Origin of the sequence: Amycolatopsis sp. NPDC026612, from assembly GCF_040638285.1 — a bacterium.
Lineage (GTDB): Bacteria > Actinomycetota > Actinomycetes > Mycobacteriales > Pseudonocardiaceae > Amycolatopsis.
The window spans coordinates 1-12,868 of record NZ_JBEZYB010000065.1 but is presented as its reverse complement, the minus strand read 5'-3'; the positions used below and the strand labels follow the sequence as shown (position 1 = coordinate 12,868).

The 12,868-nt window shown below is 69.7% G+C and carries 12 protein-coding genes and 1 pseudogene; 2 read left to right on the top strand and 11 right to left on the bottom strand.

Annotation, left to right across the window (positions count from 1 at the left end):
* Positions 1 to 2: 2 nt before the first annotated feature.
* From AB0F15_RS35535 to AB0F15_RS35520, 4 genes and pseudogenes are all read right to left on the bottom strand, one after another.
* Positions 3 to 497: a MarR family transcriptional regulator gene (locus AB0F15_RS35535; protein WP_360280310.1), complete on the bottom strand. Its 495-nt coding sequence runs from the start codon at positions 495 to 497 to the stop codon at positions 3 to 5.
* A 490-nt stretch (positions 498 to 987) separates the two neighbouring features.
* Positions 988 to 1,722 (bottom strand): annotated as a pseudogene (locus AB0F15_RS35530) (SRPBCC domain-containing protein); the annotation flags it as partial.
* Position 1,723: 1 nt separating this feature from the next.
* On the bottom strand, positions 1,724 to 2,311 hold the full coding sequence (locus tag AB0F15_RS35525) for a helix-turn-helix domain-containing protein (protein ID WP_360280308.1): 588 nt from the start codon (positions 2,309 to 2,311) through the stop codon (positions 1,724 to 1,726).
* Positions 2,312 to 2,342: 31 nt separating this feature from the next.
* Positions 2,343 to 2,732 carry a MerR family transcriptional regulator gene (locus AB0F15_RS35520; RefSeq protein ID WP_360280305.1) on the bottom strand — a complete coding sequence of 130 codons (390 nt, stop codon included), beginning with the start codon at positions 2,730 to 2,732 and terminating at the stop codon, positions 2,343 to 2,345.
* A gap of 28 nt (positions 2,733 to 2,760) precedes the next feature.
* On the opposite strand from AB0F15_RS35520, the gene AB0F15_RS35515 reads away from it, so the two are divergent.
* Positions 2,761 to 3,450, top strand: a complete 690-nt coding sequence (locus AB0F15_RS35515) for a methyltransferase domain-containing protein (protein ID WP_360280303.1) — start codon at positions 2,761 to 2,763, stop codon at positions 3,448 to 3,450.
* A 2-nt stretch (positions 3,451 to 3,452) separates the two neighbouring features.
* Here the strand turns inward: AB0F15_RS35515 and AB0F15_RS35510 are convergent, their stop codons facing one another.
* The 7 genes from AB0F15_RS35510 to AB0F15_RS35480 all read right to left on the bottom strand — a co-directional run bounded on the left by AB0F15_RS35510 (position 3,453) and on the right by AB0F15_RS35480 (position 11,186).
* Complete coding sequence (locus tag AB0F15_RS35510; RefSeq protein WP_360280300.1) at positions 3,453 to 4,334, bottom strand: alpha/beta hydrolase; 882 nt, start codon at positions 4,332 to 4,334, stop codon at positions 3,453 to 3,455.
* Positions 4,334 to 5,656 (bottom strand): M20/M25/M40 family metallo-hydrolase, encoded by a 1,323-nt coding sequence (locus AB0F15_RS35505; protein WP_360280297.1) that lies wholly within the window; start codon positions 5,654 to 5,656, stop codon positions 4,334 to 4,336. The genes AB0F15_RS35510 and AB0F15_RS35505 overlap by 1 nt, the downstream gene beginning before the upstream one ends.
* 698 nt (positions 5,657 to 6,354) lie before the next feature.
* The gene (locus tag AB0F15_RS35500; RefSeq protein ID WP_360280294.1) at positions 6,355 to 6,501 is read right to left on the bottom strand and encodes a hypothetical protein; all 147 of its coding nucleotides are present in this window, start codon (positions 6,499 to 6,501) and stop codon (positions 6,355 to 6,357) included.
* Between the two features lie 961 nt (positions 6,502 to 7,462).
* Positions 7,463 to 8,059 carry an ATP/GTP-binding protein gene (locus AB0F15_RS35495; RefSeq protein ID WP_360280291.1) on the bottom strand — a complete coding sequence of 199 codons (597 nt, stop codon included), beginning with the start codon at positions 8,057 to 8,059 and terminating at the stop codon, positions 7,463 to 7,465.
* On the bottom strand, positions 8,040 to 8,411 hold the full coding sequence (locus AB0F15_RS35490) for a DUF742 domain-containing protein (RefSeq protein ID WP_360280289.1): 372 nt from the start codon (positions 8,409 to 8,411) through the stop codon (positions 8,040 to 8,042). The genes AB0F15_RS35495 and AB0F15_RS35490 overlap by 20 nt, the downstream gene beginning before the upstream one ends.
* Positions 8,408 to 8,836, bottom strand: coding sequence for a roadblock/LC7 domain-containing protein (locus AB0F15_RS35485; protein WP_360280286.1), 429 nt, complete (start codon positions 8,834 to 8,836; stop codon positions 8,408 to 8,410). Before AB0F15_RS35485 ends, AB0F15_RS35490 begins: the two co-directional genes overlap by 4 nt.
* 31 nt (positions 8,837 to 8,867) lie before the next feature.
* Positions 8,868 to 11,186: a nitrate- and nitrite sensing domain-containing protein gene (locus tag AB0F15_RS35480; protein WP_360280284.1), complete on the bottom strand. Its 2,319-nt coding sequence runs from the start codon at positions 11,184 to 11,186 to the stop codon at positions 8,868 to 8,870.
* Positions 11,187 to 11,907: 721 nt separating this feature from the next.
* On the opposite strand from AB0F15_RS35480, the gene AB0F15_RS35475 reads away from it, so the two are divergent.
* Complete coding sequence (locus AB0F15_RS35475) at positions 11,908 to 12,483, top strand: DUF3558 domain-containing protein (protein ID WP_360280281.1); 576 nt, start codon at positions 11,908 to 11,910, stop codon at positions 12,481 to 12,483.
* Positions 12,484 to 12,868: the final 385 nt, after the last annotated feature.

Genomic DNA, 12,868 nt, shown 5'->3' with positions numbered 1-12,868 from the left:
CGTCACCTTTTCCCGGCGTCGAGGACCTCCGTGGGGAGGCCCAGGTTCTCGACGATCCGTTCCACCGCATCGCCCAGCCGTACGAAGTCCTCGCCCAGGGGTTCGACGACCAGCCGGCGGACCGTCGCGACGTGCCCGGGCGCCGAAGCCGCCAGGTGTGCGCGGCCGGCGTCGGTCAGCGTCGCCGTCGTGAACCGCCGTCCTTGGCCGGTGCGGACTTCCCGGGTCACCCACCCCCGGGCTTCGAGGCGCGCCACCGCGTGCGAAATCCGCGGTAGTGACCCGTTGGCCATCTCCGCGATCTCGCTCATCCGCAGGCTCTCCCCCGGCACCACCGACAGCCGGGCCAGGATCATGTAGCCCAGCAGCGTCAGGTCGGCGTCCCGCAGCAGCTGGCTCTCCAGCGCGCCCGGCAACGTGAGCAGGACCTTCGCCAGGTTGATCCACGCCCGGTGTTCGTCATCGCCGAGCCAGCGAACGGGCTCCTCTGCACTCACGGCCTTGACTTTAACACGCAACCCAACCTACCGTCTGGGTTTAACAAGCAACCCAGGAGGACCGATGACCACCATCTCCCGGCCGACCGCGACCACGGCCCTGCGCCTCGGCTTCGCACTGCTGGCGGCCGCCGCGATCAACACCGTCATCGCCCTCGGGGCGCTGGCCCTCGACGACGGCGGGATCGGCATGGGCCTGTCCCCCGCCTCCTACCTGCCCGCCACCGCCGCCGGACTGCTCCTGGGCACCCTGGGCTGGTTCGTCATCGCCCGCCGGGCCCCGAAGGCGCTGCGAGTCGTCGTCCCGGCGGCCCTCGTCCTCACCTGGATCCCCGACCTGCTGCTGTTCGGCGCGGGCGCCACCGCCGCCAACGTCTTCGGGCTGATGCTCATGCACCTGGTCGTCACCACGGCGGTCGTCACCGCGCTCCGGCCGACCCTCGCGCCGGTCGCCGGCCACGTCCAGCCGGTCCGGACGGCCGACTGACCAGCCGAACACCCGGTTCAGCCATTCGCCCCAGGCCTTTTCCTCGGCCGCGGAGTCCGTTCCCGGTCCGAAGACGTGGTGGGACGCGACCATCGGCCCGCGGAAGCCGCGGATGAACCGGAGCATCGCGTCCGCGGTCCGCACGCCGACGGTCTGGTCGTTCACGGCGTAGACGACGCCTTCCCGGCCGTCCGGTCCGATCCGGGCCCGGTCGCCCTCGGCGGGCCGCGGGGGCAGGCCGAGGGCCGTGCCCAGCCGGGCCCACGCCTCGGCCCAGTCCGTCACCGGCGGGCCGAACGCGGTGACCGGCGCCGCCGTGCGGCCAGGGAAGTGCGTCACGTACTCGACGAGGGTGCGGAAGAACAGCTCCCCACCCGTGGTCATCGCCTCGAATTCGTCGTCCCAGTCGTCGCCGGGCAGGAAGCCGCTGGTGACGCACCGGATCACCGTGCTGCCGCCGTCGCGGCCCTCGACGAGGAACTCGTAGGCGATCCGCCGCCCGTCCGGGGCGGTTTCACTGCCGTAGACGAGCTTTTCGAGCGGCTCCCACTCGCGGATCCGGTACTCCGGCTCGTAGCCGCCGAAGGCGCCGCGGACCGTGCCGCCGGTGCCGCCGTCGACCTCGTTGCGGCCCATGAACCACGAGTCGATGCCGGGGCCCGTCGCGATGGCGGCCCAGACCTGCTCGGGCGTCGCCCCGACCTCGGCGACGTCGGTCAGCTCGAACTCGTACCCCACGTCAAGACTCCTCCGGAACGCTCGGGTGCACGGCAACGACCACGCGGTGCGGACGGCCCTTCTCGGCCGTCTCGTCGTGGTACTTGCCCACCAGCGCGGTGACCGCGGCCGTGAGCTCCTCGGCGAACGCGGCCCGGTCGGCGGCGGAGGCGAACCGCACCTCGCCGTCGAGCGCGAACGTCGCAACGCGCTGTTGGGCCTTCGCCGCGCCGGTGATCAGCAGGCCGACGTCACGCACCAGCCGTCCGGCGACGGCGAGGAGCCACCGCGCCGAGAGCCGGTCGGGCGAGCGGGCCGGGTCCGGCTGCACAGCGGCCAGCGCCGACGGCGAGATGACGTACGACGCCGCCGTCGCCCGCATCATGCGCTCAGTGACGTTGCCCTTGCGGCGTTCCTCGACCAGCTCGACCAGGCCGTGCTTCTCCAGCGCCCGCAGGTGGTAGTTGACCTTCTGGCGCGGCAGGCCGACGCGCGCGGCGAGCATCGTCGCCGAAGCCGGCTCGGCCAGTTCGGCCAGCAGCCGGGCCCGGACCGGGTCCAGCGACACCTCGGCCGCCGCCGCGTCCTCGATCACCGCCACGGGAAACATGGGCCCAGCATTCAACCGAACAGAGAAGTTGTCAAGAACTCGCTTCTTGTCGGCCCAGCCGCTCGGCCAGCAGATCCTGGAAGTGCGGGCACGTCATCAGGTCATCGTGCGGGCAGTCGCCCTCCAGGAGCTCGAGCGCGGCCTGCGCCCGGGCGATCCGGGTCCGCAGCCGCTCGCGCTGCCGGGCCGCCATCGCCGCCCGGTCCGCCGCGGACCGCGCGGTCAGCATCGTCCGGATGTCCGCGAGCTCGAACCCGGCTTCCTTCGCGACCAGGATGGCGGCCACCCGGTCCAGATCCGCCTCGGTGTAGCGACGCCGTGGCCCCACCCGGGCCGGGGCCAGCAGCCCTTCCGCCTCCCAGTAGCGCAGCACGTGAGCGGGCAGCCCGAACCGGGCCGCCACTTCGCCGATTGACTTCATTCCGGCATTAAGTCGCAGGATGGCCCCCATGTCCACGTTGCTCACGCTCCTCGACGCCCTCGACGACCGCCCGCAGGCCGGCGAACTGCGAGAACGCACGTACCAAGCACTCGGCGACGCCGTGGTCGACGTCGGCTGCGGCAGCGGACGCGCCGTCGGCGAACTGGCCGCACGCGGGATACGGGCCCTCGGTGTCGACGCCGATCCCGCGATGGTCGAGGTCGCCGCCGGGCGCTGGCCCGCCGGGGAGTTCCGCGTCGCCGACGCCACCGCCCTGCCCCTCGACGACGGCTCGGTCACCGGCTACCGCGCCGACAAGGTCCTGCACGTCGTTTCCGAGCCCGGGCTCGCGATCGCCGAGGGCCGCCGCGTGCTGGCGCCGGGCGGCCGCGCGGTGCTCACCGGCCAGGACTGGGACACCGTCGTGATCGACTCCGACGATCCCGTGCGCACCCGGTCGATCGTCCACACGCGCGCCGACGGCATGCCGCACCCGCGGATCGCGCGGCGCTACCGGAACCTCTTGCTGGACAACGGGTTCACCGACGTCACCGTCGAGGTCCACACGCTCGTGTGGACCGACGCCGGGGCCTTGCCGGTGCTCGCCAACCTCGGTGGCGACGGCGCCTGGCTGGCCGAGCAGGACATCCGGGCCCGCGAAGACCGGCTGTTCGTCGCGGTGCCGATGTTCCTCGCCGCCGGCACCCGCGCCGGGTGAGTTCAGCTCCGCAGGCTCGCGTTGACCAGCGCGACGATCCGCGGCAGCACCTGGGCGGCGGCCTCCAGCGGCACGACGTGCCCGACACCGGGCAGCACCACGGCGGTGCCGTCGTCGAGGCCGCCCACCCACTGTTCGACGTCGGACGCGCGGACGATCCGATCCCGCTCCCCCACGATCGCCGTCACCGGCAGGCCGCCGACCTGCGCCAAGGCCGCGTCGCGGGCGTAGGCGTCCATGGCCGGGCGGAACAGCGAAACGGTGTGGGGCCAGTTGCCGCGGATCATCTTCACGGTGAGCTCGACCAGGTCGGGGTCCGGGTCGTCGCCGAAGAGCCACCAGCGCAGGCCCGCGCTGACCGCCCGGCTGGTGCGCTCGCGCACGACGCCGAACAGCTTCGAGCCGAGCACCGCTTCGAGGTCGCGGACCAGTTTCCCCAGCGCGTTCGGCCAGGCCGCCGACACCTCGGCGGCCAGCGTCCCCGACGACGTCGCCAGCAGCACCAGCCCGGCCACCCGCGCGGCGAACAGCTCCGGGTGCCGCTGGGACAGCGACATGATCGCCAGGCCGCCCATGTCGTGCCCCACCAGCACCACCCGGCCGGCCGGCGCTTCGCGCTCCAGCAGCTCGGCGAGGTCGTCGCCGAGCTGCGCCATCGTCGCGGTCCCGCGCCGCGCCCGCCCCGACCCGCCGTGGCCGCGCTGGTCGTAGGTCAGCACGGCCACCGGCCCGTCGGCCGCGTCCGGCACCAGCGGCGCGATCCGGCCCCAGCTGCGCTGGTCGAGCGCGTAGCCGTGGACGAACACCACGGCCACCGGTGCGGTCGGGTCGCCCCTGCGGACGACCTGCAGGGACGTGCCGTCGGCGAGCGCGAACCCGGTCATCAGGACGTGCGCAGGAACCGGTCCAGCACGCGGGTGCCGAACTTCAGCGCCTCGATCGGGACGCGCTCGTCGACGCCGTGGAACAGCGCCGAGAAATCGAGGTCCGCCGGCAGTTTCAGCGGCGCGAAGCCGAAGTTGCGGATGCCGAGCTGCTGGAACGACTTCGCGTCGGTGCCGCCGGACAGCATGTACGGCAGCGTCTTCGCGCCCGGGTCCTCGGCCAGGACCGCGGCGCTCATGGCGTCCACGAGCGCGCCGTCGAACGTCGTTTCGACCGGCGGGAGCTCCATCCACTCCTTCTCGATGTCCGGGCCGAGCAGCTCCTCGAGCTCGCGGTCGAAGGCCTCCAGACGGCCCGGCAGGATGCGGCAGTCGACCGCGGCCTCGGCGACCGACGGGATGACGTTCGACTTGTACCCGGCGGTGAGCATGGTCGGGTTGGCGGTGTCGCGCAGCGTCGCGCCGATCATCCGGGAGATGTTGCCCAGCTTGGCGACCGAGCCCTCCAGATCGTCCTCGGGGAAGTCCCAGCCGGTGATCTCGGTGACGCCGGCGAGGAACTCCTTCACCGAGTCGCTCAGCACGAGCGGGAACCGGTGGTTGCCGAGCTTCGCCACCGCCTCCGCCAGCTTCGTGACGGCGTTGTCGCGGTGGATCATCGACCCGTGCCCGGCGGTGCCGCGCACGCGCAGCTTCATCCACCGGATGCCCTTCTCCGCCGTCTCGATGAGGTAGGCGCGGACGTCGTCCTTGAGCGTGATGGAGAAGCCGCCGACCTCGCTGATCGCCTCGGTGACACCCTCGAACAGCTCCGGCCGGTTCTCGACGAGCCACTGGGCGCCGTAGTGACCGCCGGCCTCCTCGTCGGCCAGGAAGGCGAAGACCAGATCGCGCGGCGGCACGACGTTGTTCATCTTGTAGTGCCGGGCCAGCGCGAGCGCCATCCCGCACATGTCCTTCATGTCGACCGCGCCGCGGCCCCAGACGTAGCCGTCCTGGATCGCACCCGAGAACGGATGGACCGACCACTCCGAGGCGTCGGCGGGCACCGCGTCGAGGTGTCCGTGGATCAGCAGCCCGCCCCGCTCGCGATCGGCGCCCTCGAGCCGGACGATCACGTTGTGCCGGTTCTTGCCGCCCGACTCGACGTAGGTGATCTCGTAGCCGGCGTCGGTCAGCTTCTCCGCGACGTACTCGGCCGCCGCCCGCTCGCCGACCAGCGTCTCGGGGTCGCCGGTGTTGGTCGTGTCGATGCGGATGAGTTCGCTGGTCAGCGTGACGGCCTCGGCCGCGGCGGCTTCGATCAGGTTCAGTTCGGTCACCGGCCATTCCTATCACCCGGATGGCCGGGTGCGCCGTGCACGCACCTGGTGAGATCGTGGCGGGTCTTCGGCGGAGACCATCGCAGCGGGTCGCCCACGCAACCTGTCCCCAGGACGCGTCAGGGGTGCACCAGCCGGCCCTCCCGGCACGGCGACGCCGGCGAACCGGCCAGTCCAGCCGACCTGGTAGCCGTGTCCGGAGGTGCGACGCGGCTCGCCATCCGCGCTGTGGGAACCCGTCCACCCGTGGCGAGGCGTTTTGACTGGTCAGGGCCGGTGAAGGCCGGTTGCAACCGATCGCGATATGGCCCAGATCCGGCCCAGCCGATCCACTATGGACGCACCGCACGGCCAGGGAATGGTCAACTGACACCGGGAAGCCACCCGCCGTGGACGCAGCACCAAACGACCCGTTTCTTGCCTAAGGCTTTCGTTTCGGTGCGGTTCTGGATCGAAACAGACTCGACTCGATAATCGCCCACCGTATAGGGCGTTATACAATCAAGAGGAGTCATCGCCGAGGGTAGCGATCCAGTTCCGCGACCCGGTGTCCGGCGTCGAAGACGTGGCTGGGGACGTCTTCGACCACCAGCCGCAGCTGGGGGTTGTTGCGGTCTCCGACGAACAACGGACCGTCGCGTGTCAGCGCCGGGATGCCCAGCCCCGCCTGCCGGTTCTTTCGGCGTCACATCGCGCGGTCACCGGGGGCATCGAGCGGCAGCACAGTCCGCGAGCGCGTCGGAGATCGCGCAGTCGGCGCCGCCACGCTCGAGCTTGATCACGTATGCGATCCGCTCGCGTCCTGCGATGGCCACGCAGTCGTCGAAAGTGCTGTCGATCGCCATGATCCGGAACGTCTCCAGGACACCAGCCGAACCCCAACCCGGCCAAGCCACCCAAGACCAGCGGGGCGACCGAAGCGACACCCGCAAGCGACCAAAAGTGTCCTCGCCAACGCTCGAGGCGTTCGTGCCGGGCCTGCGCCGGATCGACCGTGTCCAGCTGGTCCGCCGCCACTCGGTCGCACTCCCCGACAAGGACGTGCTCCGCCTGCACCGGAGCGGTGCGCTACCGAACCCGGACTTCGCGCCGACGAGTCAGTCCCGCCCGGCTTCGACGGAGACCTCCGAGGGCGCTTGCCGACCGTGGACGCGGAACAGGATGGCATGCTCGACGCCCAAGGCTCGGCCGAACCACGAATTCTCTCGCCTCTGTGCATTTTGTCGGCAGTGAGCACGGGAAGTGTTAATTGCATTTCCATCACTGAATAGAGCGTTATACAGTTAGCAACGATTATCGCCTGACGGCGATCCGGATACGCGATCATCAATCGGGCCAGGCAACCCTACGTACAGCTCTCATCATCACGAGCAGTCCGCACTCGCCCACTTCCCCACGCCAGCAGCGTCACCAGGCGAAACCCGGACACTCCCCTGCCGTGTCCCAGGGTCGGCCAGCCGTCAACCCAAGTTGACTCTCCCGGACGGTCTGCGGGTCGACGACCGTCGATGCCCTGTAGGCGGCCAGGTAGCCGAAGCCGAGCTGGGCCTTCGTGCCGAGGGCCTTGGACCCCGATGACCGTCTTGCCGTCGTCCGCGCGGAACGACAACGGCGGGGTGTCGTTGCCGGTGGTCCCGACGACCAGGGTGCCGCGGTTCCGGATGCCGGCCGGGCACGAGTGCGGCGATCGCGCCGACCTTCTGCGCCCGGCGCAGCACCCAGCCGGCCGGCCGGCGGCCATGCCCACTGCCGGCCCGGCCGGCCGTCGGCGATCTCGTGTCCGGACACCGGGTTACGAGACATCCCTCAGCGTGCCGGAACCGCCACCTCGACAAGGTGCTCCAGCAGCGTCACCAGCACCTCTTTGCTGGAATCCCGCTGGCGGACGTCGCACAACCGGACGGGCACACCATCGTCGAGCCCGAGTGCGTCGCGTACTTCCCACTCGTCGTAGCTTTCGCCGCCTTCGAAGCAGTTGACGCCCACCACGAAGGGAATCCCCCTGCGTTCGAAGAAGTCGACCGCCGGAAAACACCCCTCGAGCCGCCGTGTGTCGGCCAGTACCACCGCTCCCAGCGCGCCGGCGGAGAGCTCCTTCCACATGAACCAGAACCTGTCCTGGCCCGGCGTGCCGAACAGGTAGAGCACGAGCGCCGGGTTGATCGTGATGCGGCCGAAGTCGAGCGCGACCGTGGTGGTCGTCTTGCCTTCGACGCCGCTCAGGTCGTCGACCCCGGCGCTGAGCTGGGTGAGCTGTTCCTCGGTGCGCAGCGGCTCGATCTCGCTCACCGCGCCCACCATGGTCGTCTTGCCGACTCCGAAACCACCGGACACGAGGATCTTCGCGGCGTGCACTTGCCCGGCGCCCGGGCGAGCGCCACCTTCAAAGTCTTCGGACACCATCAAGCACCGCCTGGAGTAGTTCTGGGTTCGGGGGAGCCGGTCGCGCCGGGGACTGCACGACGAGGGCACCGGCGTCGATGAGATCGCCGACGAGCACCTTCACCGCGGCGAGCAGCAGGTCGAGCCGGGCCGATACCTCGACCAGCGAAAGCGGACGCGCCACGCACATCTGCAGGATCTCGTTGTGCTCCCACTGCAGCCCGTTCCGGTTCGCACGCGGATGCACCGCTCGCACGAGCGTCAGCATGTCCAGGTCGCCCTGGTTGATGCGGACACGTCCTCTGGTCACGGCGAACGGCCGCACGGTCGGCCCGTCGTCGTCCTCGTACCAGGATGTGCCGCCGCCGATCATCGCGGTTGCGAAAGTATCCGCAGTTCTGCCGCGACATCACGGGGTGCGGCACTCAGGTAGCGTCCGACCTGGTGAACGATGACGTTCATCTCGTAGACCACCATGCCCATGTCCGCGTCCAGTGAAGCCAGCAGCGCGAGCCCCGCGCCGTCACCGGCTTCGGTGATCACGAGGAACCCCTCGTCGAGCTCGACGACGGTCTGGTGCACCTGGCCCATCGTGAACTGGCGGCCGACGCCGCGCGCGAGGCTCTGGAAGGCCGACGCCATCGCGGAGAGGTGTTCACCATCTTCTTTCGACAACGCGCTGGACCGGCCCAGCAGCAGGCCGTCGGCCGTCAGCACGACCGCCCGCTGCGCATCGGCCAGCCGCCGGACGAAGTCGTCAAGCAGCCAGTCGAGACTGGTGGCGCTGGATTCGGCCATGGGTTCTCTTCACCTTCCACTCTGTCTCCGGTCACCGGCTCGTGCCGGAGCCCGTGTCCCGGCCTTGCCGGGTGCCGCGCCGCATCGCGGACATCAGCGCCTGGGCTTGTTCCGGACTTCGCGCGCCGCGTCGCGGAGCGGGCTGCTCGCCGCTCGCACCGGCTGTCCGCTCCTGCGCCAGCTCCGCGGCCAGCTGGGGCGCCAGGTTCGCCTGCCGTTCCCGGCGCGGTAGCGGGCGCTTGCCCGGGCTTCGATCCGGTCGCGCCACGGGAGCCGCGCCCGGTGGCTTGCCGTTCGCGCGCATCACCGGTGTCTCACGTGGAGATGCCGGAACCCGGCGAGCGGGCTCTTCCCTCGGCCAGTCGTGCTGCTGCGGCGGCGACGCGCTCCCGGTCGAACGTGGTACCGGCTCGACGGGTACGTCGTTCCCGCCGTGCCGGGCTTCGCGCTGTCGCAGGCGTTCGCGCGGGCGGCGGCTCGCGGGAACGGCCACCGCGTCCTCCTCGCCCGCGACCAGGGAACTGGGGACCAGGACGATCGCTGTGACCCCGCCGTAGGGGGACTCGGTGAGCGTCACGCCGATCCCGTGCCGCCGGGAGAGCTGCCCGATCACGAACAGGCCCAGGGTCCGCCGCTCGGTCAGCGCCATGAACTCGAAGTCGGGCGGATTGCGGAGATTTTCGTTGTACAGCGCCCTGTCCTTGGCGGGGATGCCCAAGCCCTGATCCAGGATCTCGATGGCGACGCCTTTGCCGACGACGTTGCCCAGCACGGTCACGTGCGAATCCGGCGGCGAGAACGTCGTGGCGTTGTCGACCAGCTCCGCGATCAGGTGCGTGAGGTCCGCGACCGCGGCCGCCACGATCGACTGCCGGGGTAGCCGGTTCGTGTCCACCCGTGCGAAGTCCTCGGTCTCGGAAACCGCGCTGCGCACGATCTCCCGCAGTGTCACGGGATTCCGCCAGCGACGGCCCGGCTGACCGCCGCCGAGGATCACCAGGTTCTCTGCGTTGCGCCGCGCACGGGTCGCGAGGTGGTCGAGCTGGAACAGCAGCTCCAGCTGTTCGGGATCCTGCTGCCCCGCCTCGGCCTGGTCCAGTACCTGCAGTTGGCGCCGCACGACGAGCTGGCTCCGGTGCGCGATATCGAGGAACACCGCGTTGACGCCGTCTCTCGTCTTGGCCTCCGAGGCCGCCGCCTCGACCGCGACGCGCTGCGCCTTGTGGAAAGCGCCCGCCACCTCGCCGATCTCGTCCCCGCCGGAGTCGAGTGTGCCGACCTCGGCGTCGATGTCGACGGCCTGCCCGGCGTGCAACCGGCTGACGATGTCGGGCAGCCGGCGCTCGGCCAGGTCCAGTGTCTTCGTCCGGAGGTCGCGCAGGCGGCGCACGAGCGCGTTCGCGAGCCGCACGGCGGCGAGGAACGCGGCGGCGGTGACGACCAGGACGATGAGCCCGCCGACGAGGTACCGCGACAAGGTGCTCGCGGCCGTCGACGCGGCCGTCGACTGTGCCTCGTGGAACTGCGCACGCCACAGGTCGAGCAAGGAGGACGCCACCTGGTCGGCCGCTGCCTGCCAGTCCTGCTGGCCCACCGGCAGCGGTTGCCCGACGATGAGAGCACTTTCCACGGAGGTGAGGGTCTGCCAGGCCGGCGTCTGCACGAGTGTGTCGATCCGGGTTCGCACCGCGGGCGCGACCCGGTTGCGCAGCGCGGAGAGCTGCACGCGGTACGAACCGACCAGCTGCGCGTACTGCAGCAGCTGGTCACCACTCAGCTTTCCCCGGTACAGCACCCCGGCGGCGAGGGCGTTGCCGCGGGCCATCGCGTCGGCGACCTGGAAGACGTCCGACGCGTTCGCGCCGTCCGCGGCGGCACGCGCGTCCGGCGCCGTCGCCACGGTACCGTCCAAGCCCTTCACCGCGACCCCGGTGAATCGTGAGTAGAAGTCGTCCACCCCGGCCGGGGTGGCGGTACGGAGGTCCACCTGCTGCCGGATGGGGGGCAGCTCCGCGAGCAAAGCGACGAAGGTGGCGTTCGCATCCCCGACCGCATCCGGGTTCAGCTTCGCCAGTGTCGGTCCGATCGGACCGACCGCAGCGAGCGCGGCGTCGGTCTCCTTGCGCGTGGTCCCGACGCGCGCCACGGCGGCCGGGTCACCGGCGAGAGCGAGCTGGCTGTCCCGGCGCTCGTTCTCCAGCGCGCGGACGAAGCCGGTGCCCGGGTCGATCGCCAGCAACTCGTTCGCCGCCCAGTTCCGCGCCTCGACCCCCGTCCAGACCAGATAGGAGGAGAAGCCCACCCCGACGATCAGTAGCAGGACACTCGGGACGAGCACGATCGTCAGCACTCTCGTGCGGATACTCGTCTTCCTGGGCGACACCAGTCGCGTCAACACTTTTCACCGCCTGCCGCCGGCGACGACCGTTGTCCGTCGTCATAGGGGAAGCAACTTAATCAGATAACTCAACTGCCTGTATAGTAAATGACGCTGTGAAGTGCGATGCTCACGCTTCGCGCAGGCCCTCGCGCGCCGCGCCTCGCGGTAGGTTTATTACCCACGCCGGAGTGACAGCGGGTGCTCCACCGCCGCCGAGCTTGCCCGGCAGGCGTGATCAAGCAGGTGCCGGCGGCGGCACTGCTCTGTCCACAGTAGACTATTGAGTAACGTCACCGCAGGTCGCACAGTGGTCCATCAGCCAGATGCGTGCACTCGCAAGCGAAAGCACGCGCTCCGGCTCATCCGCCGGTCGTAACGACCGCCACCAACTCGGCCAGCATCCTCGCCGACGTCCTATCGTGCCGCGAGGCGCTTGCTTCCAGCAGCCGTAGCAGCTCATGTAACGACGTGCCGGCCGTTGACCGTCGACGCAGAAGTCGGGTTCCGCAAGCCGGCCGCGACCTGGCAGGCAATCGGATCCGTTGAGCGGACGTGCAGGGCGACACTGACTTCCCCGACCTGCCCCCGATGCCCGCGAACTCCGGAATGGACGTTGAGAAGCAATGGCGCATCGACCCGAACCGACCGCGGCTCCCGCGTGAAGACACAAGTCCTCAGCTGTGCCGTACTCGTGTCGGCAAGTTTCCTCACTGGGTGCGGCCCTTCGACACCCGAACGCGTACTGGCCCAGCCAGCAGCCCTCGCGCAGACCGGCGCACCGCTACCACTGGACCAGGTCGACAAACCCCTGGACCTGGCCAAGTTCGACGCCGACCCGTGCAGCCTGCTGACAAAAGGCCAGATAGCTGCCAGCGTGGCCGACCCACCCGGCGAAGTGAGCGCGTTCAGGAAGATCACCGCGCCCATCTACGGCTGCTCTTGGGTCGCGCCTCTCGGCGCGAACGCCACCGCCTCGAAACCGGCCAAGAGCCCGCGCACCCTCACCGAGCTGCCGGAGTCAGCGGCGCGGAAAGCCGACCTGTTCGAGCCGTGGACCGAAACCTCAATCGAAGGCCTGCCCGCCATCGTCTACCACCAACGTGGCAGCACCGACGACTGCTCGGTAGCCGTCCAGGTCACCGACCAGCAGATGCTCACCTTCGAGATCATCGGCAAGGACCTGCCCAACAACTACTGGGCCAACGACCGATGCGGCGGCGTCGCCAAAATGGCCGAAGTCGTCATCGGCAACCTCCGCCGAAACTAGACAGCCACTGGATACCACAGGTTCGGCCGCACTGAACCGACGTCTGGTGCGCATGCATTCACATGACGAAGACCGGACGTGCTCGGATCTGGAAAATCAAAGTCCGTCCCCGCGTCAGTTACCTGATTACAGACAACTCGGCATGTGCTGCATTGCCGAATCGCTTACGGGTTTCTTCCAAGTGCTCCGATACCGACTTGCCGTCAGGCGCACCATCCCAGTACGTCCAGTTGAGCGTGTCGGCAAAATCTCGGAGAGGTCGTTGAATCTGTTCGGATGCGATGACAGCAAGCTGTTGCGGGTCGTGACGTTGGTGACGCAGGTGAGGGCCTGAGACCAGGGGACGGGTCTTTCGGCGGCAGGATGAGAAGTGCGACCAACACAT